The sequence below is a fragment of the Actinoplanes sp. NPDC019969 genome, from assembly GCF_055562375.1.
In genome coordinates this window covers 199,819-224,265 of sequence record NZ_JBVHFK010000011.1, presented here as the reverse complement: position 1 = coordinate 224,265, position 24,447 = coordinate 199,819, and the positions used below count along the sequence as shown (strand labels likewise).

The 24,447-nt window shown below is 72.6% G+C and carries 27 protein-coding genes; 14 read left to right on the top strand and 13 right to left on the bottom strand.

From position 1 onward, the window contains the following. Positions 1-189 precede the first annotated feature (189 nt). On the top strand, positions 190-2,442 hold the full coding sequence (locus ACZ3II_RS30755; protein WP_465521789.1) for an MMPL family transporter: 2,253 nt from the start codon (positions 190-192) through the stop codon (positions 2,440-2,442). A gap of 44 nt (positions 2,443-2,486) precedes the next feature. Here the strand turns inward: ACZ3II_RS30755 and ACZ3II_RS30750 are convergent, their stop codons facing one another. Genes ACZ3II_RS30750 through ACZ3II_RS30740 form a run of 3 tightly spaced genes read right to left on the bottom strand, consistent with a single transcriptional unit; the run spans position 2,487 to position 4,753 of the window. Next, a complete protein-coding gene (locus ACZ3II_RS30750; protein WP_465521787.1) occupies positions 2,487-2,954 on the bottom strand; it encodes a hypothetical protein in 468 nt (155 codons plus the stop codon). Positions 2,955-2,987: 33 nt separating this feature from the next. Next, a complete protein-coding gene (locus ACZ3II_RS30745; protein ID WP_465521785.1) occupies positions 2,988-3,365 on the bottom strand; it encodes a nitroreductase family protein in 378 nt (125 codons plus the stop codon). Further along, positions 3,362-4,753, bottom strand: coding sequence for a glycoside hydrolase family 43 protein (locus ACZ3II_RS30740; protein ID WP_465521783.1), 1,392 nt, complete (start codon positions 4,751-4,753; stop codon positions 3,362-3,364). The genes ACZ3II_RS30745 and ACZ3II_RS30740 overlap by 4 nt, the downstream gene beginning before the upstream one ends. Positions 4,754-4,804: 51 nt before the next feature. On the opposite strand from ACZ3II_RS30740, the gene ACZ3II_RS30735 reads away from it, so the two are divergent. Together ACZ3II_RS30735 and ACZ3II_RS30730 are read left to right on the top strand one after the other, a co-directional pair. Then, complete coding sequence (locus ACZ3II_RS30735; protein WP_465521781.1) at positions 4,805-5,224, top strand: hypothetical protein; 420 nt, start codon at positions 4,805-4,807, stop codon at positions 5,222-5,224. Next, entirely contained in the window at positions 5,221-6,390 is a 1,170-nt protein-coding gene (locus ACZ3II_RS30730) for a zinc-dependent alcohol dehydrogenase (protein WP_465521779.1), read from the top strand. Before ACZ3II_RS30735 ends, ACZ3II_RS30730 begins: the two co-directional genes overlap by 4 nt. On the opposite strand, the gene ACZ3II_RS30725 is transcribed toward ACZ3II_RS30730, so the two are convergent. Then, positions 6,333-7,106 carry a cytochrome c oxidase assembly protein gene (locus ACZ3II_RS30725; RefSeq protein ID WP_465521777.1) on the bottom strand — a complete coding sequence of 258 codons (774 nt, stop codon included), beginning with the start codon at positions 7,104-7,106 and terminating at the stop codon, positions 6,333-6,335. The genes ACZ3II_RS30730 and ACZ3II_RS30725 overlap by 58 nt on opposite strands. Next, entirely contained in the window at positions 7,103-7,564 is a 462-nt protein-coding gene (locus ACZ3II_RS30720) for a DUF2243 domain-containing protein (RefSeq protein WP_465521775.1), read from the bottom strand. Before ACZ3II_RS30720 ends, ACZ3II_RS30725 begins: the two co-directional genes overlap by 4 nt. A 74-nt stretch (positions 7,565-7,638) precedes the next feature. Here ACZ3II_RS30720 and ACZ3II_RS30715 point away from each other — a divergent pair, with 74 nt between their 5' ends. Together ACZ3II_RS30715 and ACZ3II_RS30710 are read left to right on the top strand one after the other, a co-directional pair. After that, complete coding sequence (locus tag ACZ3II_RS30715) at positions 7,639-7,932, top strand: hypothetical protein (RefSeq protein ID WP_465521774.1); 294 nt, start codon at positions 7,639-7,641, stop codon at positions 7,930-7,932. 90 nt (positions 7,933-8,022) lie between these two features. Next, a complete protein-coding gene (locus ACZ3II_RS30710) occupies positions 8,023-8,451 on the top strand; it encodes a hypothetical protein (protein WP_465521773.1) in 429 nt (142 codons plus the stop codon). A gap of 3 nt (positions 8,452-8,454) precedes the next feature. Here the strand turns inward: ACZ3II_RS30710 and ACZ3II_RS30705 are convergent, their stop codons facing one another. Next, positions 8,455-9,177: a PP2C family protein-serine/threonine phosphatase gene (locus tag ACZ3II_RS30705; RefSeq protein ID WP_465521771.1), complete on the bottom strand. Its 723-nt coding sequence runs from the start codon at positions 9,175-9,177 to the stop codon at positions 8,455-8,457. A 223-nt stretch (positions 9,178-9,400) separates the two neighbouring features. Beyond that, positions 9,401-10,642: a PQQ-binding-like beta-propeller repeat protein gene (locus tag ACZ3II_RS30700; protein WP_465521769.1), complete on the bottom strand. Its 1,242-nt coding sequence runs from the start codon at positions 10,640-10,642 to the stop codon at positions 9,401-9,403. Between the two features lie 197 nt (positions 10,643-10,839). Between ACZ3II_RS30700 and ACZ3II_RS30695 the strand changes: the two genes are divergently transcribed. The 5 genes from ACZ3II_RS30695 to ACZ3II_RS30675 all read left to right on the top strand — a co-directional run bounded on the left by ACZ3II_RS30695 (position 10,840) and on the right by ACZ3II_RS30675 (position 15,005). After that, entirely contained in the window at positions 10,840-11,157 is a 318-nt protein-coding gene (locus tag ACZ3II_RS30695) for a hypothetical protein (protein ID WP_465521767.1), read from the top strand. Between the two features lie 12 nt (positions 11,158-11,169). Continuing rightward, entirely contained in the window at positions 11,170-12,327 is a 1,158-nt protein-coding gene (locus ACZ3II_RS30690) for a DUF6745 domain-containing protein (RefSeq protein WP_465521765.1), read from the top strand. 131 nt (positions 12,328-12,458) lie between these two features. Then, positions 12,459-12,956: a PH domain-containing protein gene (locus tag ACZ3II_RS30685; RefSeq protein WP_465521763.1), complete on the top strand. Its 498-nt coding sequence runs from the start codon at positions 12,459-12,461 to the stop codon at positions 12,954-12,956. A 4-nt stretch (positions 12,957-12,960) separates the two neighbouring features. Then, on the top strand, positions 12,961-13,923 hold the full coding sequence (locus ACZ3II_RS30680; RefSeq protein WP_465521761.1) for a LacI family DNA-binding transcriptional regulator: 963 nt from the start codon (positions 12,961-12,963) through the stop codon (positions 13,921-13,923). 83 nt (positions 13,924-14,006) lie between these two features. Then, the gene (locus ACZ3II_RS30675; RefSeq protein WP_465521759.1) at positions 14,007-15,005 is read left to right on the top strand and encodes a lysylphosphatidylglycerol synthase transmembrane domain-containing protein; all 999 of its coding nucleotides are present in this window, start codon (positions 14,007-14,009) and stop codon (positions 15,003-15,005) included. A 58-nt stretch (positions 15,006-15,063) separates the two neighbouring features. Here ACZ3II_RS30675 and ACZ3II_RS30670 read toward each other — a convergent pair whose 3' ends face one another. Beyond that, the gene (locus ACZ3II_RS30670; RefSeq protein WP_465521757.1) at positions 15,064-15,696 is read right to left on the bottom strand and encodes a DUF4352 domain-containing protein; all 633 of its coding nucleotides are present in this window, start codon (positions 15,694-15,696) and stop codon (positions 15,064-15,066) included. A gap of 356 nt (positions 15,697-16,052) precedes the next feature. On the opposite strand from ACZ3II_RS30670, the gene ACZ3II_RS30665 reads away from it, so the two are divergent. The 3 genes from ACZ3II_RS30665 to ACZ3II_RS30655 all read left to right on the top strand — a co-directional run bounded on the left by ACZ3II_RS30665 (position 16,053) and on the right by ACZ3II_RS30655 (position 18,038). Continuing rightward, a complete protein-coding gene (locus ACZ3II_RS30665) occupies positions 16,053-16,874 on the top strand; it encodes a flagellar M-ring protein FliF C-terminal domain-containing protein (RefSeq protein WP_465521755.1) in 822 nt (273 codons plus the stop codon). Positions 16,875-16,958: 84 nt separating this feature from the next. After that, positions 16,959-17,438: a hypothetical protein gene (locus tag ACZ3II_RS30660; protein WP_465521753.1), complete on the top strand. Its 480-nt coding sequence runs from the start codon at positions 16,959-16,961 to the stop codon at positions 17,436-17,438. Positions 17,439-17,459: 21 nt separating this feature from the next. Beyond that, positions 17,460-18,038, top strand: coding sequence for a hypothetical protein (locus tag ACZ3II_RS30655; RefSeq protein ID WP_465521751.1), 579 nt, complete (start codon positions 17,460-17,462; stop codon positions 18,036-18,038). Here the strand turns inward: ACZ3II_RS30655 and ACZ3II_RS30650 are convergent. From ACZ3II_RS30650 to ACZ3II_RS30630, 5 genes are read right to left on the bottom strand one after another with little or no spacing between them, the layout of a single operon-like run. After that, positions 18,035-18,949 carry an STM4011 family radical SAM protein gene (locus ACZ3II_RS30650; RefSeq protein WP_465521749.1) on the bottom strand — a complete coding sequence of 305 codons (915 nt, stop codon included), beginning with the start codon at positions 18,947-18,949 and terminating at the stop codon, positions 18,035-18,037. The two genes, ACZ3II_RS30655 and ACZ3II_RS30650, sit on opposite strands and share 4 nt — an antisense overlap. Then, positions 18,946-20,256, bottom strand: a complete 1,311-nt coding sequence (locus tag ACZ3II_RS30645) for an STM4012 family radical SAM protein (protein WP_465521747.1) — start codon at positions 20,254-20,256, stop codon at positions 18,946-18,948. Before ACZ3II_RS30645 ends, ACZ3II_RS30650 begins: the two co-directional genes overlap by 4 nt. Next, the gene (locus tag ACZ3II_RS30640) at positions 20,253-21,050 is read right to left on the bottom strand and encodes an STM4013/SEN3800 family hydrolase (protein WP_465521745.1); all 798 of its coding nucleotides are present in this window, start codon (positions 21,048-21,050) and stop codon (positions 20,253-20,255) included. Before ACZ3II_RS30640 ends, ACZ3II_RS30645 begins: the two co-directional genes overlap by 4 nt. After that, positions 21,038-22,090, bottom strand: a complete 1,053-nt coding sequence (locus tag ACZ3II_RS30635; protein WP_465521743.1) for an STM4014 family protein — start codon at positions 22,088-22,090, stop codon at positions 21,038-21,040. Before ACZ3II_RS30635 ends, ACZ3II_RS30640 begins: the two co-directional genes overlap by 13 nt. Then, positions 22,087-23,004: an STM4015 family protein gene (locus tag ACZ3II_RS30630; protein ID WP_465521741.1), complete on the bottom strand. Its 918-nt coding sequence runs from the start codon at positions 23,002-23,004 to the stop codon at positions 22,087-22,089. Before ACZ3II_RS30630 ends, ACZ3II_RS30635 begins: the two co-directional genes overlap by 4 nt. A gap of 174 nt (positions 23,005-23,178) precedes the next feature. Between ACZ3II_RS30630 and ACZ3II_RS30625 the strand changes: the two genes are divergently transcribed. Beyond that, positions 23,179-24,447 carry a GAF domain-containing protein gene (locus ACZ3II_RS30625; protein WP_465521739.1) on the top strand — a complete coding sequence of 423 codons (1,269 nt, stop codon included), beginning with the start codon at positions 23,179-23,181 and terminating at the stop codon, positions 24,445-24,447.

The window sequence follows — 24,447 nt, the reverse complement described above, 5'->3', positions numbered from 1 at the left end:
TCCGCCGTCCCCCTGTGGGGGTAGATGGGGAGCCCCCTCCAGGAGGTTTCGGCGCAGCGCCCGCCCTCCATAACGTCACCTTCCGCAACCCTCTGGCGCTCCCGACGGCGCTGGTGAGCTCCGCTTCTCCACGGAAGGACTCCCATGACGCGAACGGCCGAACCCTCGACCCGGAAGGCGCGAGGCAGTGTGTTCGAGCGCCTGGCCGGCTGGTCCGGGCGGCACCGCTGGACCGCGCTGCTTCTCTGGGTGCTCGTGCTGGCCGCCGCCACGACCGGCGCGAGCGTGGCGGGCACCGACTTCCGCAACGATTTCACCCTGCCCGGAGCGGAGTCACAGGCGGCGCAGGACCTGCTCAGCCAACGTGCGCCGGCCCGGGCGGGGGAGACCCTGCAGATCGTGCTCCAGGATCCCGGTGGTCTCGACCGGCCGGCCACTCGCGCCCGTGTCGAGGCGATGCTGGCCGAGGTGCGCGGGTTGCCACACGTGGCCGAGGTGGTCGGCCCTTACCCAACGGGCGGAGCGCCGCCTACGGCGATCTCCGCTGACGGCGCCATCGGATACGCGTCGGTCGCCCTCGACGCCACCGGCGAGCAGATCCCCTCCAGCGACATCCGCACGATCGTCGACACCGCGCGGTCAGCGGCCACGTCCACCGGCTCTCCCGGCCCCGGCGGGCGCAGCGGAGCGGAGGGCGGCGGCAGCCCCGGCACGGCCGCCGCCGATGGTCTCACTGTCGAGGTCGGCGGTGACGCCGTGCGGACCGCGGAGGAGAGCGAAGGCGGGCCCGCCGAGGGCGCGGGGCTGCTCGCCGCGCTGATCGTGCTGGTCCTGCTCTTCGGGTCGCTGCTGGCGGCGAGCCTGCCGATCGTGATCGCGGTGTTCGCGGTGGGGACCGCGATCGGGCTGGTCGCGCTGGCCTCGCACGTGGCGACGGTCGCCGACTTCACCACCCCGCTGGTCGTGCTGGTCGGCCTCGGTGTGGGCATCGACTACGCGCTGCTGGTCCTGTCCCGCTTCCGCGGCGAGGTGGCCGACGGCGCCGACCGCGAGACGGCGATCCGCACCGCCTTGGACACTGCCGGCCGCACCGTCTTCTTCGCCGGAACGACCGTGATCATCGCGCTTCTCGGACTGATCCTCATCGGTCTCGGCGCGCTCCAGGGAGTCGCGGTGGCGCTGGCCGTGACCGTCCTGGTCACCATGCTCTCCGCTCTGGTCCTGCTCCCGGCCCTGCTCAGTCTGTTCGGCCCCCGGCTGGAGCGCACCCTGATCCGCCGCCGCGCCCACCAGCGCGGCAGCCTCGAGGGCGCGTCTCAGGAGGACGGCAGCCGTGGTGAAGGCAGCTGGTGGCGCCGGTGGAGTGATGCGGTCGCGCGCCGGCCCTGGCCGGCGGCACTGTTGCCGCTGATCTTCCTCGGCGCCCTCTGCGTGCCGGTTCTGGACATGCGGCTCGGCTTCGCTGACGCCGGCACCGATGCGGAGACCAAGACCAGCACCCGGGCATACCACCTTCTCGCCACCGGTTTCGGTCCCGGCGTCAATGGCCCCCTCGTCGTCGTGGTGGACGCCGGTGGCGGGGTTCCACCCGAGGGCGGGACGGCATCGGCTGATGTCGCCGCCGGGGCGGTCCGGCAGGCACTGCTCAACACCCCCGGGATCGCCTCGGCCACCCCGCCGATCCCCGCTCCGGGTGGCGACGTCGCCACTGTCGTCGCCTTTCCGGAGTCGGCGCCGCAGGACGAGGCGACCAGCGATCTCGTCGCGACCCTCCGGGACGACGTGCTCGGGCCGGTCGCTCGGGACAACGGTGTCACGGTGCTGGTCGGTGGCCCGACCGCGGCCGTGGTCGACGTCTCCGGGGCCTTCGCCAGCCGGCTGCCGCTGTTCGTCGCCGTCGTGGTGGGGCTGTCGGCATTGCTGCTGCTCGTGCTGTTCCGGTCGATCGTGATCCCGGTGAAGGCAGCCCTGCTCAACCTGCTCAGCGTCGGCGCGGCCCTGGGCGTGATGATCCTGGTGTTCCAGAACGGCGCGTTCGGCGTGCCGGCCGGGCCGATCGAGGCGTTCGTCCCCGTGATGATCTTCGCGATCGTCTTCGGGCTGTCGATGGACTACGAGGTGTTCCTGCTGGCGCGCATGCACGAGGAGTGGGAGCGGAGCCGCGACGCCGCCCATGCCGTCCGCGAGGGGTTGGCCACCACCGGCCGCGTCGTCACGGCGGCCGCCGCCATCATGGTCGTGGTCTTCGGTTCGTTCCTGCTCTTCCCGGACCGGATGCTCCAGCAGTTCGGTCTCGGCCTGGCCGTCGCCGTCCTGATCGACGCCGTCGTCATCCGCTGCCTGCTGCTCCCGGCCGTGATGCACCTCTTCGGCGCTCGCGCGTGGTGGCTTCCTTCCGGCCTCGCCCGCCGCCTGCCCCGCCTCGCTCTGGAACACCGGTGAGGCCGCCGGTGTGGATTGATGGCGGGCGCCCCGTTTCCGAGGCGTCAGCTGAGGCGGTGGACGGCTTCGGCGACGGCATGATCGACCTGGGCGCGGTCGTAGCCCCGGAGACGGACCGCGAAACTGGTGGCGCGCAGCGTCTTGCGGGCCGCGTAACGGATGGCGGCCTCGTCGGATCGGGTCGCCTCGGCGGCCTGGGCGAGGGCGGTGTCCACCTGGATCCGGTCGTAACCGCGCAGCACCACGCGGAAAGCGGCCGGGCCGGGGGCGACCGGCGGCACGGCCGGGGCCGGCCCGAGCGCGGCCAGACGGTCCTGGACAGCGGCGTCGACCAGGGCCCGGTCATAGCCACGCAGCACGATGGTGAAGTCGGCGCTCTCCAGTTCCTTCCGCACGGACGACCGGAGCCGCTCGTCGGACGAGGCGACAGCCGCGTCAGCCTCGGCGAGAAACTGTTCCACCTGGAAACGGTCGTAACCGCGCAGCACGACCTCGAAAGCATCCCCCGTCATGGCGGTCACGATAGCGACGCCGGTCCATGTGTGTCAGAGCCAGGAGACGAGGTCCTCGATGGGTTTGCGGCGGGCGGCCAGTTTGGCGGCCGGGACGGCCGGGTCGTCGGCGGGATGGCCGACCGTCAGCACGCCGGCCAGCGCCACGTCACCGGGCAGGCCGGCGACAGCGGACAGGGCGGCCAGTTCCTCCGGGCGGGCGGGGCTGTAGAAACCGCTGGCCAGGCCCTCGTTGGCGACGGCGAGCTGGAGCAGGGCGAACAGCGCGCCGGAGTCGAACCACCAGAACGGCACCGGCCACGGGATCTCCTCGCCGCCTTCGACCCGTTCCAGCACGTCGCGGGACACCGGTTCGTCCGCGTAGTTGCGGACCATCCGCCGGCCGCGCAGCACCTGATGGAATTCGGTCACTTCAACCCCTCCGAGGTGTACGAGAAATGCCGCGCCCCGGTGAGCCCGATGACCCGGCCGGTGAAGCCGCCCGCGACCTCGGTGGACAGGTACCTGCCGTCGAGCCGGGCCAGCTCGATCCCGTCGGCGGACAGCACGATGTGGTCGGGTCCGGCGGACACGTTCGGTTCGCCGGCGTGCGCGTGCTCCACCGCCGATATCCGCAGCGTCAGCGGGGCGCCGCCGGCAGCAGGGGAGGAGGCACGGTGCGAGAAGGCGGGAACCGAGGCGACGGTCTGTTCCAGGTCGCCGATGCGGGCCACAGCGTCGACCCGGCCCGCGTCGAGGATCAGGCCGTACCAGTGACGGTCGTCGAGACGCAGGACGAGACGCGACGGCGAGGAGGTGCGGTCGAACGTCGCCTCGGCGGTCCAGTGCGCGTCGCGGGCCCGTACGCACAACAGGTCGTCGCCGGGGGTGATCCACCGTGGATGGAGCGCCGGCCCGGTGAAGTCGTCGGTGAACGAGTGGTCGACCGGGGTGACCACCGGATCCGGGTCGAGGAACACCGGCCAGCCGTCCCGCCACTCGACCCGGGCGAGGAACGTCTCCCGCCCGTTGACGTGGTATCCCGGCGTGAAGCCGCGCGGCCGTACCCCCAGGAAGACCGCGAACCAGGACCCGTCGGCAGCCTGCACCAGGTCGGCGTGCCCGGTGTTCTGCACCGGGTGACCGGTGCTGCGGTGCGACAGGATCGGGTTCGCCGGGCACGCCTCGAACGGGCCCTCCGGGGCGGGACCGCGGGCGATCGTGACGGCGTGGCCGCGTTCGGTGCCACCTTCGGCGACCAGCAGATACCAGTACCCGTCCACCTGGTACAGGTGCGGCGCCTCGGTGTTCTGCAGCCCGGTGCCCCGCCACACCGGGTAGGTGTCGCTGAGCGCCTTGCCGGTCTCCGGGTCGACCCGGAGTTGCACGATGCCGCCGCCCTCCTGGAACGACGCGTACGTCAGATAGCAGGTGCCGTCGTCGTCCCAGGCCAGGTCGGGGTCGATGCCGAACGTGCCGGTCACGAGGACGGGCTCGCTCCACGGGCCTTCCGGGCGTTCGGCGTGGGTGATCAGATGCCCGTCGCGCAGCCGCCCGACATCGGTGGTGACCATCCAGAACCGGCCGCCGTGGTGGCGGATCGTCGGCGCGTAGACGCCCTGGGACGCGGCCGGGGCGACCGGGCCGGCGAGCACGTTGCCGATCTGTTCCCAGCGGTACAGGTCCCGGCTGTGGAGGATCGGGACGCCTGGTGAGTACTCACAGCTGGAGCAGACCACGTAGTAGTCGTCGCCGGACCGGCAGATGGACGGGTCGGGGAAGAAGCCGGCGATCACCGGCACCGTGTTGTCGGCACTCATCGATCACGACGATAACCGTTTAGCGGAGTGCGGGGGTGGTATGTGGCAGCCATGGGCCGTACCGGAAAGATTCTTTTGATCGTCGGGCCGCTCGCCGCCGGCGCCGCCGCCGCGGTGGCAGCCAAGCGCAGCAGCCCGGCGAAACGCCAACGACATGTGATCACGGTGTACCGGCCACTGGCCGAGCTGGAGGTGACGCAGCTACCGGGTTCGCTCAAGGAGGTCGCCGACCGGGTGGAGATCCGGCTGGCGGCGGCCCCCGGCGGCCGCGGGACCGAGATCGCCGTGCGCATTCCCGAAGGCTCCGACGTCACCGACGGCGAGGTCCGGCGCGCGCTGCGGGAGACCCGTTCACTGCTGGAGGCCGGTGACGTGCTGCTGCCGTCCGGCCCGCCGGCGACCACATCGACGCTGCTGAACCGACCGTTGCAGACGGTGACGCAGCACGGCCGGGAGGGGGGTCTGCTGTGAAGGCGCTGCAGTGGCAGGGAGTGAACAAGCTCGCCGTCGGCACCGTCCCCGACCCGGAGCTGCGTAATCCCGGCGACATCATCGTCAAGGTCACCAAGACTGTCACCTGCGGGTCCGACCTGCACCTGATCGGCGGCTACATCCCGTTCATGGAGAAGGGGGACGTGCTCGGCCACGAGTTCCTCGGCGAGGTCGTCGAGGTGGGCCCGGACGTGCGGAGGCACCGGGTCGGTGACCGGGTGGTGGTGTCGTCGTTCATCTCGTGCGGCAACTGCTGGTACTGCGACCAGAAACTGTTCTCGCTCTGCGACAACGGCAACACCAACCCGGCCATCACCGAGACGTTGTGGGGGCAGGCGCCGAGCGGCTGCTTCGGGTACTCGCACGCGATGGGCGGTAACGCCGGCAGTCACGCCGAGTACATCCGGGTGCCGTTCGCCGACGTCGGCGCGTTCACCGTGCCCGACGGCGTCAGCGACGAGCGTGCCATCTTCGCCTCCGACTCCGCCTCGACCGGCTGGATGGGCGCCGATCTCGGCGGGGTGCAGCCCGGCGACGTGGTCGCGGTGTGGGGCGCCGGCGCGGTCGGTCAGATGGCCGCCCGCGCCGCGGAGCTGCTCGGCGCCGACCGGGTGATCGTCATCGACCGCATCGAGAACCGGCTCGCCCAGGTGCGGCGGCACACCGGCGCGGAGACGCTGAACTACGAGAGCGACGACATCGCCGGTGAGCTGCGGGAACGCAGCGGTGGCCGGGGCCCGGACGTGTGCATCGAGGCGGTCGGCATGGAGGCGCACTCGCCGGGTGTGCAGTTCGGGTACGACCAGCTCAAGCAGCAACTGCGGCTGCAGACCGACCGGCCGGTCGCGGTCCGTGACGCGATCCACGCGGCCCGCAAGGGCGGTTCGGTGTTCGTGCTGGGCGTCTACGCTGGGTTCGTCGACAAGTTCCCGCTCGGCGCGCTGATGAACAAGGGCCTGACGGTCCGCGGCGCGCAGATGCACGGCCAGCGCTACATCCCGATGCTCCTCGACCGGATGGCCAAGGGAGAGCTGGTGACCGAGCACCTGGCCACGCACGTGATGCCGCTCGACGACGCCCCGAAGGGCTACAAGATGTTCAAGGAGAAGGAGGACGGCTGCGTCCGAGCCCTCTTCGTCCCCTGACGCGACGGGCGCCAGCCCGCGACGAGGGCGGCGGCGAGCAGGAGTTCGGCGATGTCACCGCCGTAATACATCAGCTCGGCGCCGCCCCGCCGCTGCTCGTCCGGAACCGGCAGGTCCATGCCGACGCCGGCGTACATGAGCTGCGAGAAGGTCGCGTGGAAGGCGACGGCGACCCCGAGGATCACCAGCCTGCGGGGTACGGGCGGACGCCGCGGCGCCGGATCCGGGCCGGCCACCACCCACGCGAACAGGTACCCGGACATCAGGAAGTGCACGTGGACCAGCAGGTGCAGGCCCGGGTCGCGGGTCGTCGCCGCGTACAGAGGAGTGCAGTAGAGCAGCACGATCCCGCCCACGTTCAGGGTCAGCGCCACCACCGGATGCGCCACCACGTGCACGTACCGGCTGCGCAGCATCCGCCCGGCGGCCCGCCCGGCCGGGCGGGGGAGGGTCCGCAGCAGCAGGGTCACCGGCGCGCCCAGCACCAGGGCCAGCGGCGCGACCATCCCGATCAGCAGGTGCTGCAGCATGTGCGTGCGGAAGTCACCGGACTGCAGCGTCAGGCCGGTGGCCAGCAGCGCGGTCCCGCTCAGGAACGACAGCGTCCGCCACCGGGACCAGCCGGGGAACAGCGTGGCCAGGATCTCGTAGCCGACGGCCGCGGCCACCACGGTGAGCAGCAGCAGCCCGCCGTCCGGATGATGCCCGTGCGTCACCGCCGCTGCACCAGCCAGCCCACGACGACCAGCACCGCCCCGAGCGCCAGGAACCCCAGATCCCACAGCAGCTGATGCGGGCCGCCGTGCACATGGTGGATTCCCAGCAGATGGTGGTCGATCAGGCCCTCGACCAGGTTGAACAGGCCCCAGCCGACGAGCATCCAGCCCCACAGCTCCCGCGAGCGCCACACCCGGGCGCGGTCCGCGGTGACCCGCGAGTACAGCAGCCCGATCCCGGCGAGGACCGCCAGCCAGGTGACCGTGTGGAACAGCCCGTCGCCGAGCGTGTTCATCTTCAGCCCGTCGACCGTGTCCGCCGGGTATTCGCTGGTCAGCAGGTGATGCCATTGCAGCAGCTGGTGGAGCAGGATGCCGTCGAGGAAGCCGCCCAGGCCGACGCCGAGCACGATGCCCGGCAGGGTGAGCGGGGTGGTACGGGATGCGGTCGTCGTCACCGCCCCCGCCTACCCGGCGATCCATCGACGAAACGCCCGCGTGTAGGCGGCGGCGCAGCGGGAATCCCGCGGACATGGCACGAGCGAGAGCAGCATCGGTCGCGGCGTCGAGCGAGTTCGTGGACGACGACGGCGTCCGCCAGCCCGGGGGAGAGGTGCACGCCTGGACGCCGGGCATGAACCAGACGTTGTGCGGGCTGGCGCTCAGCCGTACCCGGCTGCGCCGGTTCCCGCACGTGAAGTTCGACTTCCGGGCCTCCGACGTGATCACCGCCGAGGACCGGATCGGCTACATCTGCCCGCGCTGCGTCGCCGCCACCTCGAAACGCGGCGAGCGCTCCTGGACCCGTACCGCGCCCCGCCCTTGATCCGCCGGTGGGGTTGACCGGCCTTGCCATGATCCATTTCGGTCCACGACGTGGGCCGGAATGGAAAGCACCATGGAAAGGAAGTGGCGGATGCCTCGCACGAGCGTCCGGCGTGCCGCGGGACTCGCGGCCGCAGCGGTCACGATGATCACCGGTTCGATGTTCGTCGCGCCGTCGAGCGCCATGGCCGGGGGTTGTACCGGCAATGTCGGTTGCGGCCGGGTCAACAACAACACGCGGTTCAAGATGACGACCACCGAGACCTGGAACTCCGGGCCGAACAAGTGCGCGCAGTGGCGGGGAACCACCACCACGACGTACAAATGCACGCAGAACGACCTCGCTCCGGGCGGCCTGCGTGGTGGGAACAGTGTCGACGTGGACGCCTTCACGTACAACTACAACGACTTCTTCTGGAACAACAACAAGATCAAGAAGGGGCAGTGGATCCGGATCCCCGGTGGCGGCACGGTCTACTGCAAGGCCGCGCTGAGCGAAACCTACCCCCGCTGCGACTGACGGTCAGCTGACGTCGATCAGGACGGCGGTGGCGTTGTCGTCACCGCCGTTGCTCAGGGTCTGATCGAGAACGGACTCGACCGGGGCGCGGTCGGCCAGCAGGCGGGCCAGGGCGCGGTCGTCGATCTGGTCGGAGACCCCGTCCGTACACATCAGCAATTGATCTCCTGCTCGCACGCTGACGTTGAGCAGGTCCGGTTCGGGCAGGCCGGGATGGCCGCAATAGCGGGTCAGGCGATGCCTGTCGTAGTAGGCCTCGCGCGAGCCCGGGGCGTACCAGCCGTTCAGAACGCCCAGCCAGGCGGCGGTGTGATCACTGGTCAGCAGCTCGAAGCAGCCGTCGCGCAGGCGGTAGGCGCGGGAGTCGCCGAGCTGCACGATCCAGGCGTCGCCGTCGTCGCCGCCGACGAAGGCGGTCAGCGTGCAACCGGTCAGCCCGGCCTGTGCCCGCCCCGCCTCGCGGACGGCGATCTGGACCTCGGCGACGGCGGCGCGCAAGGCAGCCGGCCCGGTCGCGGCGTGCCGGGTGAAGACCTCCACGGTGGCACGCCCGGCCGCCGTGCTGCCCGGACCGTCGCCCATCCCGTCGGCGACCACCGCGAGCGGCCGTCCCGCGGCGACGTGCAGCACGTCGAAGTTGTCCGGGTACCGGTTGCCGACCACACTCCCGGCGGTCACGGCCAGCCGCCGCGCGCCGATCGCCCACTGCGCCGTCCTGGTGTCCATGCGTGTCATTCTCCCCGGAGGGATCCGGGAGCCGTCGACCCCGCGTCTTGCCGCTGAATGATCATTTGCGCTGAGACGGGGAACCCGATGACTTCTGTACGGCCGATCGCTGCCGCGTTCGCCCTGCTCGTGCTCACGGGATGCGGCGCGCCGGCCGCGCCGCCGCCGAACAGGCCATGACCCGGATCGTGCGGGCGCCCGCCGGCGGTTGAACATCCGCTGATCAGGACAGTGCGGGGAGCGCGCTGCGGATGTTCTTGACGTCGGCGTCGGAGATGCCGAAATGTTCGTTCACCAGGGCCGGGGCGGCGCCCGGACGCGTCTCCCGGTCCGCGCCGGTACGGGCGTCGAGCACGACCGGCCCGTTGTCGGTGCTGCCGTAGACGGCGCCGTGCCAGGCCGTCGTCACATGCGGCGCGATCCGGCCGCTGCCCGGCAGCTCCCACAGCCACTTGCCGTCGTCGTCGAAGGCGCCGGTCCACTGCTGCGGGTGCCGGGTCTGGCACACGGTCACGGTGGCCTGGTCCCAGACACAGTCGATGCGGTACGGCAGCGGGCTGTCCGCGGTGTCGTTCGACAGGATCCGGCCGGAGGCCGCGTCGATGAGCTGGAACACCTCCTTGCCGTCGGCGGCGGTGCCGGTGGCGGTGAACACCCGGGCGCTGCCCGGGGCGGCCTTGACGATGGTGTACGGCTTCGACTGCCACTTCTGCGCGCCACCGGCCACGTCCAGGCCCCGCAGCACGGTCAGGCTCTCGTCCTCACCGACCACCAGGTCACCGGCGACGGTCTTGGCGTGGAACTTCGGCCGCTGCCACACCTTCTTCCCGGTGGTGAGGTCGACGGCGGTGGTGTCCGCGCCGACCCGCAGGACGACGGTGGCACCGCGGGCGCCGACGACGACCGGCTGCTCCTTCTCGGCGCCCGGATCGGTCTCGAACAGCGCCCGGGCCGCTTCCCGCCCGGTCGCGGCGTCGACGGCCAGCACCTCGACGACCGGGCGCGGCGCGGTGGTGCCCTCGCCCCGGACGGTGGCGGCGAACGCGGTGACGAACCGGGTCTGGTCGCCGTCACCGGCCCGGACCGGCGCCGTCGCGGCGTAGCCCGCCCAGCCGACGGCGTCGTCCGCGAACGCCGGCTCGTTCTCCGGGGCCAGGGTGCCGGTGACCGATCCGGTCGTCAGGTCGACGACGTCGAGGCGGTTCAGCGTGGCCACGTACGCCCGGGTGCCGGACAGCGCCACCGGAAGCGCCCCGGAGTCCCCGGTCGCCCGCACGTTCGCCGGCAGCGGCGCGCCGTCGTCACCGAAGGTGCGCGGCGGGTCGAACGCCGCCGGCGCCGCCACCGACGGCGTGACGGCGGCACTCTTCTCCGGCATGGTCCCGACGGGCGCGCCCGCGCCGCAGCCGCTGATCAGAGCAGCACCGGCCACCCCGGCCAGCCATCGCATTCCCCGCAACGTCATGAAGTCTCCCCGTGATCGTGACAGCGGGCCGGAGTCTAGGCGGTGTCCGATGCGGACGGTCCGGGGAGTGGCGTCAGCCGACCTGATCGCGCCGGGCGCGATCAGGGTTGACGGCCTCGCGGCGGGAGGCGCGGAAAAGTGTCGTACCCCGGCGATAGCGTCCCTCCCGACAGAGACGAGCTGTTCGGGGAGGCCGGATGTACCGTCAGGGCGATGTGTTGATCATCCCGGTGCCGGAGGAGTCGGTGCCCGCGTGCGCGCCGGTTCCGCGGGACCGGCGCGGGCGCATGGTGCTGGCCCGCGGCGAGGCCACCGGCCACGCCCACGTGATCGCCGGGCCGGGTCTGCAGTTGCTCGCCGACCTCGACGACCCGGAGTCGATGTTCGTCGTGGCGCCGGCGCACGGCCGGGTCACCCACGAGGAACACGGGCCGATCCCGATCCCCGCCGGCCACTACCGGGTGGTCCGCCAGCGTGAATACATTCCGGGCGCGTTCCGCCCGGTCGCGGACTGAGCGGCGGCAGCGATGAGACTGACCCACGCCCAGGAGGCGATGGCCGCCGCCGTCGAGGACCAGTGGCTCGCCGCCGCGGTCCGGACCGGGCCCGCCGAGCACGCGGCCGCCGAAGAAGGGGTGCGCGCCGCCTACCGTCTCGCCGGCCTCGAACCACCGCGGCGCATCTACTGGCTGGGGTCGCCGCGCGCGGGCACAGCCGCCGTCGCCCTGCTCACCACCGGGATCCCCGCGTCCGCCGAGACGCCGGACTGGCTCGCCGCGGTCCGCGCGGACCTGCTCCGGCAGGGCTGGACCCCCGGGGAGACGGCGGGCCGCTCGGTGCGCCGCCGGATCCGCACCGAGCCCTGGGCGGCCGCCCGCACCGCCGCCGTGGACGCGCTCGGCGCCGACGGCTGGGCACAGCTCAGCGCCGCCGCCGGCCGCCGGTCGTGGGCGCTGGTGATGGACCTGATCGCCGGCCGGCTGCGGACCCGGCTCGGCGAGGACCTGCTCACCGGCCTGCCCGGCGGCCTCGGCCGGACGGTGCGGGCGCCGCTGTTCGACGCGATCTACGGCCAGCACGACGGCACCTGGCTGAGCACTTTCGAGGCCGCCGCGACACTGGTTCCCGGGGCCGGCCTGATGGACGCGCTGACCGGTCTCGCCCAGGTGGCCCGGCACAGCGGCTGGTGGTGGGCCACCGAGACGGTCGCCGTCCTCACCGAGCGGCCCGGTCTGCTGGAGCGCGACAACGTCGGCCGGCTGCACCGGGGCGAGGGCGCCGCCCTGGCCTTCCCCGACGGCTACGGCCTGTGGGCGTGGCGGGGCATGCCGATCCCCGCCGGCCTGGCCGCCGAGCTGCCGTCGCTGACCGTCGACCGGATCCGCCGCGAGGACAACGCCGAGATCCGCCGGGTCATGCTGGAGCACTACGGCTACGACCGCTACCTGCGCGACGCGGGCGCCCGCAAGCGCGGCACCGACGAGACCGGCACGCTGTGGTGGCTCGACCTGCCCGGCGACGAGCCCCTCGTCATGGTCGAGGTGGTCAACGCGACCCCGGAGCCGGACGGGACCAGCCGCGTCTACTGGCTGCGCGTCCCACCGTCGACCCGGACCGCCCGCGAAGGCGTCGCCTGGACGTTCGGCCTGACCGCCGAGGAGTACGAGCCACTGATCCAGACCTGACGAGCGAACCCGGCCGGATGAAAATCGTCAGGCCCCCGTCAACTCGACCGAAAAGTACTACGGACGTCCCCCCGTCACGTTGGCTAGCGTGCAGATCCGATACGGCGTGTCGTCGGGCGAACGGATGGATCATGGTCGAGGAATGGGTGCGGGCCTGGCAGCCCGCGCGGGCCCGGTGGGCGGTCGTGGTCTGGGAGGCTCTCGGCCTGGCCTACCTGCACTGGACGACGGTGCGGCTCTTCGGCCTCGGCATGGACGTCGCGGTGCTGCTGGCGGCCCTGTTCGTCGTGACGTGGGCGGCCGGGTCGTGGCAGGTCGCGCGGATGGGCGTCTATTTCAGCGAGCAGGCCGTGCGGGTGCGCGGGGTCCTGCGGACCCGCACGATCCCGTGGTCCGACGTGGACGGCGTGTTCGTCGACGAGGTCGTGCACCGGGCCGGGCCGCTGCGGATCCCGGCCGGCAAGACGGTCTTCCTGGTGCTGCGCGACGGCAGGCGGATCAACACCGCGATGTGGGAGCAGGGCCTGGAGTTCCACCACCGTCCGCAACTGTTCCGCGAGGTGTGCCGGCAGCTGCGGCAGCGGGCGGTCCCGCGGCCCGGCACGCTGAGCGGCGCGTCGATATCGTAGGGCCATGACGGATCAGCGTCCCACGCTCGCCGACGTCGCCCGGGTCGCCGGCGTGTCCCGGGCCACCGCTTCCCGGGCGATGAACGGGGCCTACGGCGCTTCCGAGACCGTCCGGCAGCACGTGCGCGCCGTCGCCACCCGGCTCGGGTACGAGCCGCACCCGGTGGCGCGGGCGCTGGCGACCGGCCGCGGCGGCACGGACCGGCGGGACCGCATCGAGATCCTGATCGTCGACCCGGACCCGGCGGCGATGAGCGCGAAACCGTTCTACGGGCGGGTGCTGACCGGCGCCATGCGTGCCCTCGGCGATCTGGACGTGGCGCTGGAGGTCCGCCGCGTCCCGCACGCGCCGGCCGGCGACACCGACCCGCCGTTCGGGCGGCTGCTGATCAACGTGCCCGGGCTGGCCGGCGCCGGATATGCCCGTCGTGGCCGGGTGGTCGCCCTGGGCCGGTCCGCGCCGGGCGTCGCGTTCGTCGCCCCCGACAACGACGGCGGCGGCTTCCAGGCCGGTGTCCACCTGGTCACCACCGGCCGCCGGCATGTCGGCGCGGTCTACGGCCCGGCCACCCCGTGCGCCCGCGAGCGCAAGGCCGGGTTCCTGCGCGGCATGGCCGGCGCGGCCCGGGCGGTGCTCGGTGTGGACGGCGACTTCACCCAGGCCCGCGCCTACGCGGCGACCAGGGAGCTGCTGGCCCGGGAGCCGCGGCTGGACGCCGTGTTCGCGTCCTGCGACGTCACCGCGATGGGGGTGCTGCAGGCGCTGCGTGAGGCGGGCCGCCGGGTCGGCGACGACGTCGCGGTCGTCGGGTTCGACGGCAGCGCCCTGGCCGAGGCGGCCGACCTGTCGTCGGTGTTCATGCCGGCCGAGGACGAGGCGGCCTCCGCCGTCCGGCACCTGCTCGACCCGGCCCAGCCGGCGCCGCCCCGGATGCCGACCACCCTGACCGTCCGCGGTTCCAGCTGAACGCGAGCCGGTGACCAGCGCCTCAGCCGTACCGTGACCTGCGGGGTGGCGCGGATTCGCCCGGCCCCTGGATGATCGGCGCCATGGAATCCCGGGGGAAGTGGCGCAAGTGGCTACGGGCCGTGGTGCTGGTGGCCTCGTTGGTGGCCGCGGCCGTGCTCGTGCGCCGTCAGTTCCCCGACCCGGCGTCCGTGCTGGGCCTGCTGCGGGCGGTCGACCCGGGGTGGGCGTCGCTGGCCGTGCTGGCCGGGCTGATCTCCCAGCTCAGCTTCGCGTTGCAGCAGCACGGTCTGCTCCGGGGCTTCGGCGTGCCGATCAACCGGGCCGACACGGTGGCCCTGACCAGCGCCGGCAACGCGGTCAGCGCGGTGGCCCCGGCCGGGGCCGTGGTGTCGGCCGCCTACACCTTCCGCCAGTACGTGGCCCGTGGCGCCACCCCCGCCGCCGCCGCTGCCGTGACCGTGCTGTCCGGTGTCGTGTCGGCGCTGGCCCTGGTGACGCTGGCCGCGGGCGGATTCCTGGTGGCCGCGCCCGCCCTGCTGTGGGTGCCGGTGACCGGGGTGGCGGTGATCGTGCTGCTGGCCCGGGTGCGGCCGGCCATCCCGTTCGACCGGGCCCGGATCAAACGCAGCCTGGTCCGCTGGCCGCGGGTGGCCCGGTTCGCCGCGTCGCTGGCCCGCATGGTGACGATGGGCCGTGACGTGCCGGGCCGCGCCTGGGGCACGGTGCTCGCCTTCGCCGCCGGCAAATGGGTGTTCGACCTGGTCTGCCTCATGCTGATCGCGGCCGCCTTCGGCGCGGAGCTGCGCTGGGAGCATCTGGCCGGCGTCTATCTGAGCGTCCAGGTGATCCGGCAGATCCCGCTGACCCCGGGCGGGCTCGGGGTGATCGAGGCCAGTCTGCTCGCCGGCCTGGTCACCGCGGGCGCCCCGGCGGCGCAGGCGGTCGGCATCGTGCTGGGCTACCGCATCGTGTCGTTCTGGTCGATGCTACCGGTCGGCCTGGCCGGCTATCTCTACCTGCGGGCGACTGAGCGGACCGTCGGCAGGCGCTCGGCCCCGCTGGGCTCCCGCGGCAGGTGAGCGCGCGGCGACGCCGCCCCGGATCCTTCCCGGGACGGCATCGGCGGGTGCGGCGCGGTCAGGCGAGCGGAATCTTGACGCCCGCTGACAGGAACGAGTCGTGCAGCTCGATGGCGGTGAGCTTGGTGCCCTTGGGTACGTCGTACACAAGCTGGCCCTTGACCTGGTTGCCGGGGTTGATCTGCTCCAGGAAGGTGTTCGCGTTGCCGGCGAGGGCGATCTCGGCGGTGCTGTCGTTGGAGTACTGGGTACCCGCGGCGTCGTAGGCCTTCTGGCTGGTGCCGTCGAACGTCTGGGCCTGCTCACCGATGTTCTTCACGGTGAGACTCACGATGCAGTAGGTTCCCTGCGCCTTCTGGGCCAGGACGGATTCGCCGACGCTGGCCTTCGAGCAGTCCATCTTGCTGACGGTGAACTCGAACTTGCCGTCCCGCGCCGGCTTGCCCATCTCACCGGCGACGGCGTTCTTGCCCGACGCGTTGTCGTCGATGGTCTCGACGACCTTGTTCGCCGCGGTGCCGAGCGCGGCGACGATGCCGACGCAGCCCAGGATCATGGCGAGGAGGATGCCGCCGACGATCCACGGCCACTTCTTCTTCTTGGGCGGTGGGGGCTGCATCACCGCGTATTGGGGGGCGGCCGGGCCGTTCGGGCCGGCCGGGGGGAACTGGTCGTTCTGAGGGAATGTCACAGGTGGCTCCACGGACTGGTCTGGTTGGACTCGTCGTGGCCGGGCTCCAGTCCGTCGTCCGGCCGCGAGGTCATTCAACCGGCCGGGTCGGCCAAGATCACTCCGCGTTGTGGACCGGTGACATCGGCGGTCGGCGGGTCTTTGTGCCGTGTTCGGCGGCGGCGCCATTCCTTCGGCTGATTCATGATCAACTAAAGGTTGATTTCATGGTGTCGTGATCGGAGCGTGATGTCGGATTGATCCCGGCGCTGACGGAGCGCGCAACCGAGGCGCAACCGCGGGAACGATCAAGTGGGGCGGCTGCCGCCCGATGGGGGACGGGTGATCGGAGCGGAAAACCCGTGCGGAGGTACGGCATGAGCAAGGTCGCCGGAAGGCTCCTGCTGGCGGGTCTCGCCGTCGGCGCGGGGATCGGTCTGGCCCCGGGGTGCGCGGCGGCGGCCGAGACGGCGCGGCCTGCGGCGTACCAGGAACGGCTCGACGGCGCGCTGCAACGCATGCTGGACGCGATGGTCGGCCCCGGCCGGTCGGTCGTCACCACCACCGTGGCACTGAACCTGGACCAGGTCGAGACGACCAGCACCACCTACACCCGGGATCCCGCCGCCGGGGCCGTGTCCGAACGGGTGAGCCGGCGGACGTACGCCGACGGCAGCGGCGCCCGGTCCGTGAGCAGTGAGGTGGCCCGTACCACCGCGTTCGACTCGGTGCGGGAGACCCGCCGGGAGGCGCCCGGCGACGTCGCGAGGCTGACCGTCGCCGTGCTGGTCGACGCGACGGCGGCGAAGAATCTCGATCTGGCCCGGGTACGGGAACTCGTCGTCACCGCCGCCGGTATCGACCGGAAACGGGGCGACGTGGTGACCGTCGCCGCCATGCCGTTCCAGGCTGCCCCGAGCCCTGTCACCGCGCCCGTGACGGACCATCGGCCGGCGGTCCTGGCCGTCGCGGCCGTGCTGGTGGCCCTGCTGGCCGCCGTCCTGCTACTGGCCGCCCGCCGTCGCGGGACAGTTCGGCAGTCCTCCGCGCCGGAACTCCTCCCGCCGTCGGAGCCGTTGCGGGTCACAGCGCACACGCCACCGCACCGCGTTTCCGCCATCGCGGCGCCGCCCGCCCGCGCGATCGCCCCGGATCAGGCGGCGGCGCACCTGCGCGGCTGGATCGATTCCGGGCGGTGACCGGCGTTCGCCTTGACCCTCGACCTGGTCGAGGCACCACCCTTGCCGTGCGGGGAAACACCCCACCGAACGGGAAGGACCACGATGCCGGAGTCACCGAAGACCGAACCGGACACCGTCATGGCCGCCATCGGCGCGGCAGTCGAACGGGGCCGGGCGGGGGAGCGGGCCGCCGCCCGGGAAGCCCTGACGGCGTTGTGGGACAGCGCCGGTGACGACGGGGACGCGCTGCACCGGTGCAGCATCGCGCACTACCTCGCCGACCTGCAGGACCAGGCCGCCGACGAGCTGCTGTGGGACCAGCGGGCGCTCGCGGCGGTGACCGGCCTGGACGACGAGCGGGCCCGCCGTTTCCACGACTCGCTCCAGGTGCGTGCCTTCCTGCCGTCCCTGCACCTCAACCTGGCCGACGCGTACCGCCGCACCGGCGACCCCGCCTCGGCCCGGCATCACCTGGCCGCCGCCACCACGGACCTGCGGCTGCTTCCCGACGACGACTACGGGTCGATGATCCGTTCCGGGATCGACACGGTGCGGGAGGCCCTCGACACCGGAGCCGCGTGACGGCTGTGGCACCCTCCCGGGATGGAGATCCAGGAGCGGGTGGAGCGGCTGGTCGCCGCCGCCGGCGAGTACGCCGCCGAGGTCAGCAACGCCTACGACGAGGTCATCGGGGAAGTCGCCGCCCGCGTGGACGAGACGGGGAGTGTGGGGAAGCTGGATCTGGGCGCTCTGACCGCCTGGAAACGACTTCGTGCGGACACCCCGTGGATGGCGGCTCTCATGAGCCGCCCCGAGCAGGAGGTCCGGCAGCACACCCAGGGTGCCGTCGTCGCCGCGCGGGATGTGACGCGAACGGTTCCGGAGGCTGCCGCGGCCGCGCGTGCGGCGCTGTCCCCACTGCCCGGCTTCGGCATCGGGGACGCCCTCGCGTCGGTGGTGTGCTTCGTGGCGGCGCCGGGGCGGCTCGCCGTCTACGACACGCGGGCGCATGCGGGTCTCCACCGCCTGGGTCTCTCGCTGGACAACCGGCCCGGCCGGTACGGGCGTTACCTCGAGCGCATCGAGCAGTGCCGTGCGGAACTGGCCGGCGCCGGGCACGAGTGGTCCGCGCGCCAGGTCGATCTCGCGCTGTTCCAGCTCGGTGGCCCGCAGAAACCCTAGGAGAGCCGCCGGGCGGGTCGGGGCCAGTCGGCGGGGATGCGTTCGAGCAGGCCGGCGGCGTACACCTCGCGCAGTTGGAGGGGTTTCAAGTGGACGTAGCCGATGTGGCAGTCGCACAGCTCCTTGGAACACGGGCGGGGGCGCAGGGCGGTGCGCCAGCTGCCGTCGTAGAGGTTGCCGATCGGGTCGGGGATGAAGTGGCAGCGGCGGACCGTGCCGTCGCCGAGGACCGAGATGGCGGTCTCGCCGGCGTGGCAGGGGCGGCCCCGCGACGGGTGAGGCCGCACGCTGTCGCCGAACCGGGGATCGAGCGCGGTCCAGCGCTGCTCCTCGCCGGCGGTGTAGGTGTGACCGTCGGCCGCGTTGATCCACAGGTAGACGTGAGCCGGCAGGGCCGCGCGCAACGCCACCGCCTCGGCGTGGTGCTCCGGCAGGCCGACGACGCCGACCGAGTAGCGGATGCCGAGGCCGTCGAGTTCGCGGCAGCGGCCCAGGAACCGTTCGCGGGTGACCTGCCCCGGATGGTACGTCGCCCACAACGCCGCCACCTTCGGGTTCGCGGCGGCCAGCCAGCCGGTGCGGGTGGCCAGGTTGGTCTGGATCGCGACCCGGGCCACGTGCGGCAGGTGGGACAGCCGGACGACGGCGTCGCGGTACCACGAGCGGGTCAGGCCCTCGCCCCACGGCGTGAACAGCACCGACAGCCGCCGGTCGGTGGTCGCCTCCACCCAGCCGAGGAACCGGTCCAGGTCGGCGCGGTCGGCGCGCAGCAGGTCCGGCGGGTCGACCCGCTTGGCGAACGGGCAGTACGGGCAGTCGTAGTTGCAGCTGGCCAGCGGACCCCGGTACAGCACGTAGAGATCGCCGTCGGCCCGCACCGGCGTGGGCATGCCGATCATCACGGGAGTCATCGGAGAACGAACGCCCCCATCGCCTCACGGACCGGGCCGGAGACCAGCCACGGGCCGATCGCGTCGGACCGGGTCAGGCCGTCGGCGGTCAGCGTGGTCCGGCCGCCGTCCAGCCAGCCCCGGTCGACCAGCTCGGTGAGCTGCGGGAAGTCGTCGTCGTGGGCGGTGCCGAACCGGTCGCGGTAAGCGGCCGGGTCGATGCCCTCGGCGCGCAGCAGCGACTTGAGCAGCCAGCGGCGGCGCTGCTCGACCGCGTCGAGGTGGAAGCCGATCTCGGCGTACCGGAAATCGCCGGCGGGCCGCGACAGGTAGTCGTCGATGACGCCACGGACCTCGGACACGCTGACCGCGTAGTCGAACGAGTAGTGCAGATCGGTGGTGTACGACCGGGCGCCGCACCCCAATCCCACCATGCCGTCGTCCTGGCAGCAGTAGTCCGGGCCGTCCGGGACCGGCGCTCCGGCGCGGCGGAACTGCCGCATCGAATGCCGCACGTAGCCGGCGGCGGTGAGCACGTCGACGGCTTGCCGGTACAGGTCGAGGCGCTGCCGGTCCCAGTCGGCGCGGGCGTGCGCGCGCCGGCCCAGCCCGGTCAGCGGGCGCACGTACAGCGGGTACAGGTACAGCTCCTCGGGCCGCCAGCGCAGCGCCTCGTCGAGGGAGTGCTGCCAGGTCGCCGCGGTCTGGCCGTCGATGCCGTAGATCAGGTCGATGTTGAGCACCGGGATCCGGGCGTCCCGGATCGCCTGCAGTGCGGCCAGCACCTCGGTGAGCCGCTGCGGGCGGCCGGCGGCGCGGGCCTCGGCGTCGAGGAAGCTCTGCACGCCGATGCTGATCCGGGTGGTGCCGTGCGCGGCCAGCACCGCCAGCCGGTCGGGGGTGGCGGTCGCCGGGGACGTCTCCACCGACAGCGGCACCGCCGGCGCGGCGGCCGGGAAGGCGTCGGTGAGAACGGCGAACAGCGACTCCAGCTCGGGGGCGGTCAGGTAGGTCGGGGTGCCGCCGCCGATCGCCAGGCGGGAGAACCGGGCGGCCGGGTCGAGGCTGTCCCGCACCGCGGCGGCCTGGCGGCGCAACTGGGCGAGGTAGGCGGTGACCTGCTCGGCGGGCGGGTTGGCGCGGGTGAACAGGTTGCAGAAGCCGCAGCGCATCTCGCAGAACGGGAGATGCACGTAACCGAAGAGGGAGTCCTGCCGCTCGTCCGCCCACACACCGGTCAGCTCCGGGCGCGGGTCGAGACGCCGGTAGGCGGTCTTGTGGGGGTAGGCGTAGAGGTAGCCCTGATAGGGGGAGTCGTCCAGGTTCATGAGGGGTCCAGGAGGAAGTCGGCGTACGGCACGGTCCACACGGTCTCGTGGGCGACGCGGTGGCCGGTGTGGCCGTCCTCGCCGTAGAGGGTGCCGTGGTCCGAGCAGATGATCACTTGGCAGGGCCGGCCCCGGCCGGTGACCAGGGCGAAGAGACGGTCGAGGAGGCCGTCGACGTATTCCAGGGCGGCCGCGTGCGACTGCGGGCTGTCGTCGGCGGCGCCGGGCAGGTAGTGGCGGTTCGGCTGGTGCATGGCGGCCACGTTGAGGAACGTGAACAGCGGCCGCCGCGCCGGCAGGCCGTCGATGATCGCCGCCAGGCGGTCCAGCTGGGCGCCGAGACAGTCCGGGGCGGTCACCCCGAACGCCGGCTCCCAATGGGCCTCGGCGAACAGGCCCGGCAGCACCCGGCCCAGTGGCGACGCCGGGTTGAAGAAGCCGACCCCGCCCAGGCAGACCGTGTGATAGCCGGCGGCGGTCAGCGCGGCCGGCAGGTCCGGGGCGTCGAACACCCACGTCCCCGGGCCGCTGGTCTCGCTGCCGCCGAACCGGGCCGCGAACATCCGCTCGTGCGGGCCCGGCGTCACCGGGGTCGGCAGGAACCCGGCGAAGAAGGCGTGATGCGCCGCGTACGTGAAACTGGCCGGGGTGTGCCGCCGCTGCCAGACCCCGCCGGGCAGCACCTTCGCCAGGTGCGGCGTGCGCCCGCGGGCTAGCAGATCCGCGGCGACGTCGAACCGCAACGTGTCCAGGGTGACGAAGAGCAGGTCGTGACTGCCGATCAGATCGCGCACGGCACCCCCGCCCGCCCGTCGACGATCGCGCCGACCTGTGCGGCGTAGGTGTCCAGCCCGCCGGCCAGCACCCCGGGCAGCAGGTCGCCGAACGCGTTGACCTCGGCGACCGCGTGGTCACGCCACCCGACCCGGAACATCAGGTCGACGCCGACCTGCAGGGTGCCGGGGAACAGGCCGGCGACCGACTCGCAGGTGCGCATCGCGGCCCGCCACGACGTCTCGCCGGCCGCCGCCCGGACCGCCGCCACGTCACCGCGGGCGTTGCCGAGATGCAGGTTCGTCATCGGGCTGCGGCTGGTGCGCGCCACGACGTGCCGGGCCTCCCCGGCGATCACCACCACCCGCAGGTCCAGCACCCGGTCGCCGAGGGAGGCCTTCGGGTACCACCGTTCGACGTGCAGCCCGTCCACGGCCAGCCGGTCGACGATGGCCCGGATCGAGGCCTCGTCGTCGTAACGGCGGACTCGTAGGTTGTTGAAGATCCTGCCGTTGTGCAGCTCGGCGGAGGTGACCGCGGTGACCCGCCGGCCGGCGAACGCCACGGCCATCACCCCGGACGCCGACGAGCCGTAGGCCGGTTTGACGAACACCCGTCGCCGGCCCGCGGCGCGCAACGCGTCGTAACCGTCGATCGGGCCGAGCGCCTCCGGCACCGGGATCCCCGCCCGCGACAGCAGCCGGTGACACCGTGGCTTGTCGGTCATGGTCAGGATGTCGCCGACGCTCTGCAGCAGATGACCGCCGCCGGCCCGGACCGTGGACAGCGCCGTGGCGAGACCGCGGAACGCCGCCGCCGTACCGACGATCTCGCCGTGCTCGGCCGGGACGTCGGCGCCGCGCAGCAGCCGGTCCACCTCGGCGTTCTCCCCGGGCGAGTCGATGCGCACGACGGTGCCCGGCCCGGGGACCCGGCCCGAGGTCAGCACGTCGTGCCAGGCGAAGACCTCGGGCGCGGGCAGGCCGAACCGCTGCGCGGCGGCGGTGAACAGGGCGACCCGGCGGTTCTCCGGGTTGCCGACGACGGCGAGACGCATCATTCCGCCACGACGGTGTACCGGCCTCCACGGCTCTCGTCCTGCGGGTCGGAGACGTCCACGACGACACCCGGCAGCTCGTCGGCCAGCCGCTGCGCCATCTCCTTCGTCATGAAGTGGTGGGTGATCCGGAGCTGGTCGAGATGGGTGAGCGGCTGGCCGGCCAGCAGCGTCTCGGCGCCCGCGTCACCGAACACGCCGTAGGACAGGTCCAGAACCTTCAGCCGGGCGACGATCGGCGCGGCGGCCACCGCGGTGGCGAGCTGCTCGACGATCTCCGAGTTGCACAGGCCGAGGTGGGTCAGCGCGGGGAACAGCCGGCCGGACAGCAGCGGCGCGAGGTCGTCGGCGGTCGCGTCGCCGCCGTAGTTCTCCACGCCCAGCCACAGCTCCAGGCGCTCCAGGCCCGGCAGGTCGCACGCCAGGATCTGCCGGATCACCGCGGCGGGCAGGCCACCGGACTGGATCACCAGCTCCCGCAGGTTCTCGTGGCGCACCGGGGAGAACGCCAGGCTGTCCGCGCCGCGGATCCACAGCCGCTCCAGCGCCGGGAACGCCTGCAGCAGCGGGGCGTAGTCGGCCTGGATGATCCAGGAGATCTCGCACTGCTCGAAGCTCATCTCGCCGATGAACAGCGACCGCAGCGCGCCGAGCCGCTCCGCGTTGTCGATCAGCACCTCGAACGGGAACGGATCCTCGAACGGCTCGCACCACTCACCGAAGATCAGCGCGGTCGGCCCGGCCGGACCGGTGCGCTCCAGCACCCGTTCGAGCGCGGCGCGCAGCTCGTCGTCGTTCTGCTCCTCGTTCATGTCGAGGCGCCAGGCCACGGCGGCCGGATCGGCCGGATCGTTCTCGTCGTCCCACGCCACGACGGGCAGGCCCGCGAACGTATCCAGGAAAAAGTTGATGGTCACCGGCGCTCCTTCGTGGGTCGAACAGTGCCGGAAAGCTAGCAGGCCCCCCTGACACTTCCGGGAACGCGGTGACCGCCGTCTGACCGAGCGGTAGCGGCTGTCCCCGCGTACGCTGGCCCCATCATTTGCCGCAAGGCAACTATCGGACCGATGACGATGACGGGCAGGCAGCGCATGACGGCGGTATCGGGCCAGCAGCAGGACGCGGCGGCCGACGACATGCGGACGTTGTTCGGCGAGTCCATCGCCGTGTTCGCGGCCCTCAGCGGGCCCGGCCACATCGTCGAGACGGCGAACCCGGCGTTCTTCGCCGCCATCGGTGGCGCCGAGCGGGCCCGCACCGGCGTCCCGCTCGCCGAGCTGATGCCCGAGCTGAAGGGCCAGGGGTTCCTCGACCTGCTGGACCGGGTCTACCGCACCGGCGAGCCGTACACCGGCCGGGACGCCCGGGTGCTGCTGGGTGACGGCCCGCACGCGCGGGAGGCGTACTTCGACTTCACGTACGAGCCGCGCCGGGACGCCACCGGCGCGGTCATCGGGATCCGGATGATCGGCGTGGAGACCACCCAGGTCAAGCATGCCCAGCGGCTGACCGCGGAACACCGCGCGCTGCTCGAGCAGATCGCCCGCCGCGCGCCCCTGGCCGAGGTGCTCGACGGGATGGCCCGCAGCATCGAGGAACTCTCCGCGAACGACGTCCTCGTCTCCGTCCTGCTCGCCGACCCGGACGGCAGGCACCTGCGGCACGGCGCCGCGCCCAGCCTGCCCGCCTTCTACAACGAGGCCATCGACGGCATCGCCACCGGCGACGGCGTCGGCTCCTGCGGCACCGCCGCCCACCGGCGCGAACCGGTCATCGTCACGGACATCACCACCGACCCGTACTGGGCCGACTTCCGCGACCTGGCCACCCGCGCCGGCCTGGCCGCCTGCTGGTCCACCCCGATCCTGGCCCGCGACGGCGCCCTGCTCGGCACGTTCGCCATGTACCACCGCACGCCACGCGTCCCGCAGGACACCGACCTGGCGCTCGCCCACCTGTTCGCCGGCACCGCCGCCCTGGCCATCGAACGCCACCACATCGAGCAGGCCCAGGAGGCCGCCGAAGCCCGCGCCCGGGCCGCCCACGACGAACTGGCCCGGACGGTCCGCTCCGAACAGCGGCTGCGGGCCGCCGCCGAGGAACGCGCCACCGCCGCCGCCGAACTCACCGAGCGGATGCGCGCCGCCGCGGCCACCCACGCCACCGCCCCGCACCCGGAGCACTGCCAGCTCGGCGGCGCGGCCGGCTGCACCGCCGCCGCCGAACTCAAGGTCGCCGACTCGTGGGGCGACGCGGCGTGGGGCTGCCCCGCGCACGTCGAGGAGGCCATCCTCAACGTGCGGTCGGTCTTCATCGCCAGCGAGGAGCTCGGCGGCCTCGCCGCCTACGTCAACCGCTGA

Excerpts from the sequence above, each read along its gene's own strand:
- ACZ3II_RS30750 (WP_465521787.1), bottom strand. The coding sequence starts at position 2,954 with ATGACGGGGGATGCTTTCGAGGTCGTGCTGCGCGGTTACGACCGTTTC.
- ACZ3II_RS30740 (WP_465521783.1), bottom strand. The coding sequence starts at position 4,753 with ATGAGTGCCGACAACACGGTGCCGGTGATCGCCGGCTTCTTCCCCGAC.
- ACZ3II_RS30735 (WP_465521781.1), top strand. The coding sequence starts at position 4,805 with ATGGGCCGTACCGGAAAGATTCTTTTGATCGTCGGGCCGCTCGCCGCC.
- ACZ3II_RS30715 (WP_465521774.1), top strand. The coding sequence starts at position 7,639 with ATGGCACGAGCGAGAGCAGCATCGGTCGCGGCGTCGAGCGAGTTCGTG.
- ACZ3II_RS30710 (WP_465521773.1), top strand. The coding sequence starts at position 8,023 with ATGCCTCGCACGAGCGTCCGGCGTGCCGCGGGACTCGCGGCCGCAGCG.
- ACZ3II_RS30705 (WP_465521771.1), bottom strand. The coding sequence starts at position 9,177 with ATGGACACCAGGACGGCGCAGTGGGCGATCGGCGCGCGGCGGCTGGCC.
- ACZ3II_RS30700 (WP_465521769.1), bottom strand. The coding sequence starts at position 10,642 with ATGACGTTGCGGGGAATGCGATGGCTGGCCGGGGTGGCCGGTGCTGCT.
- ACZ3II_RS30695 (WP_465521767.1), top strand. The coding sequence starts at position 10,840 with ATGTACCGTCAGGGCGATGTGTTGATCATCCCGGTGCCGGAGGAGTCG.
- ACZ3II_RS30690 (WP_465521765.1), top strand. The coding sequence starts at position 11,170 with ATGAGACTGACCCACGCCCAGGAGGCGATGGCCGCCGCCGTCGAGGAC.
- ACZ3II_RS30685 (WP_465521763.1), top strand. The coding sequence starts at position 12,459 with ATGGTCGAGGAATGGGTGCGGGCCTGGCAGCCCGCGCGGGCCCGGTGG.
- ACZ3II_RS30680 (WP_465521761.1), top strand. The coding sequence starts at position 12,961 with ATGACGGATCAGCGTCCCACGCTCGCCGACGTCGCCCGGGTCGCCGGC.
- ACZ3II_RS30675 (WP_465521759.1), top strand. The coding sequence starts at position 14,007 with ATGGAATCCCGGGGGAAGTGGCGCAAGTGGCTACGGGCCGTGGTGCTG.
- ACZ3II_RS30665 (WP_465521755.1), top strand. The coding sequence starts at position 16,053 with ATGAGCAAGGTCGCCGGAAGGCTCCTGCTGGCGGGTCTCGCCGTCGGC.
- ACZ3II_RS30660 (WP_465521753.1), top strand. The coding sequence starts at position 16,959 with ATGCCGGAGTCACCGAAGACCGAACCGGACACCGTCATGGCCGCCATC.
- ACZ3II_RS30655 (WP_465521751.1), top strand. The coding sequence starts at position 17,460 with ATGGAGATCCAGGAGCGGGTGGAGCGGCTGGTCGCCGCCGCCGGCGAG.
- ACZ3II_RS30650 (WP_465521749.1), bottom strand. The coding sequence starts at position 18,949 with ATGACTCCCGTGATGATCGGCATGCCCACGCCGGTGCGGGCCGACGGC.
- ACZ3II_RS30645 (WP_465521747.1), bottom strand. The coding sequence starts at position 20,256 with ATGAACCTGGACGACTCCCCCTATCAGGGCTACCTCTACGCCTACCCC.
- ACZ3II_RS30635 (WP_465521743.1), bottom strand. The coding sequence starts at position 22,090 with ATGATGCGTCTCGCCGTCGTCGGCAACCCGGAGAACCGCCGGGTCGCC.
- ACZ3II_RS30625 (WP_465521739.1), top strand. The coding sequence starts at position 23,179 with ATGACGGCGGTATCGGGCCAGCAGCAGGACGCGGCGGCCGACGACATG.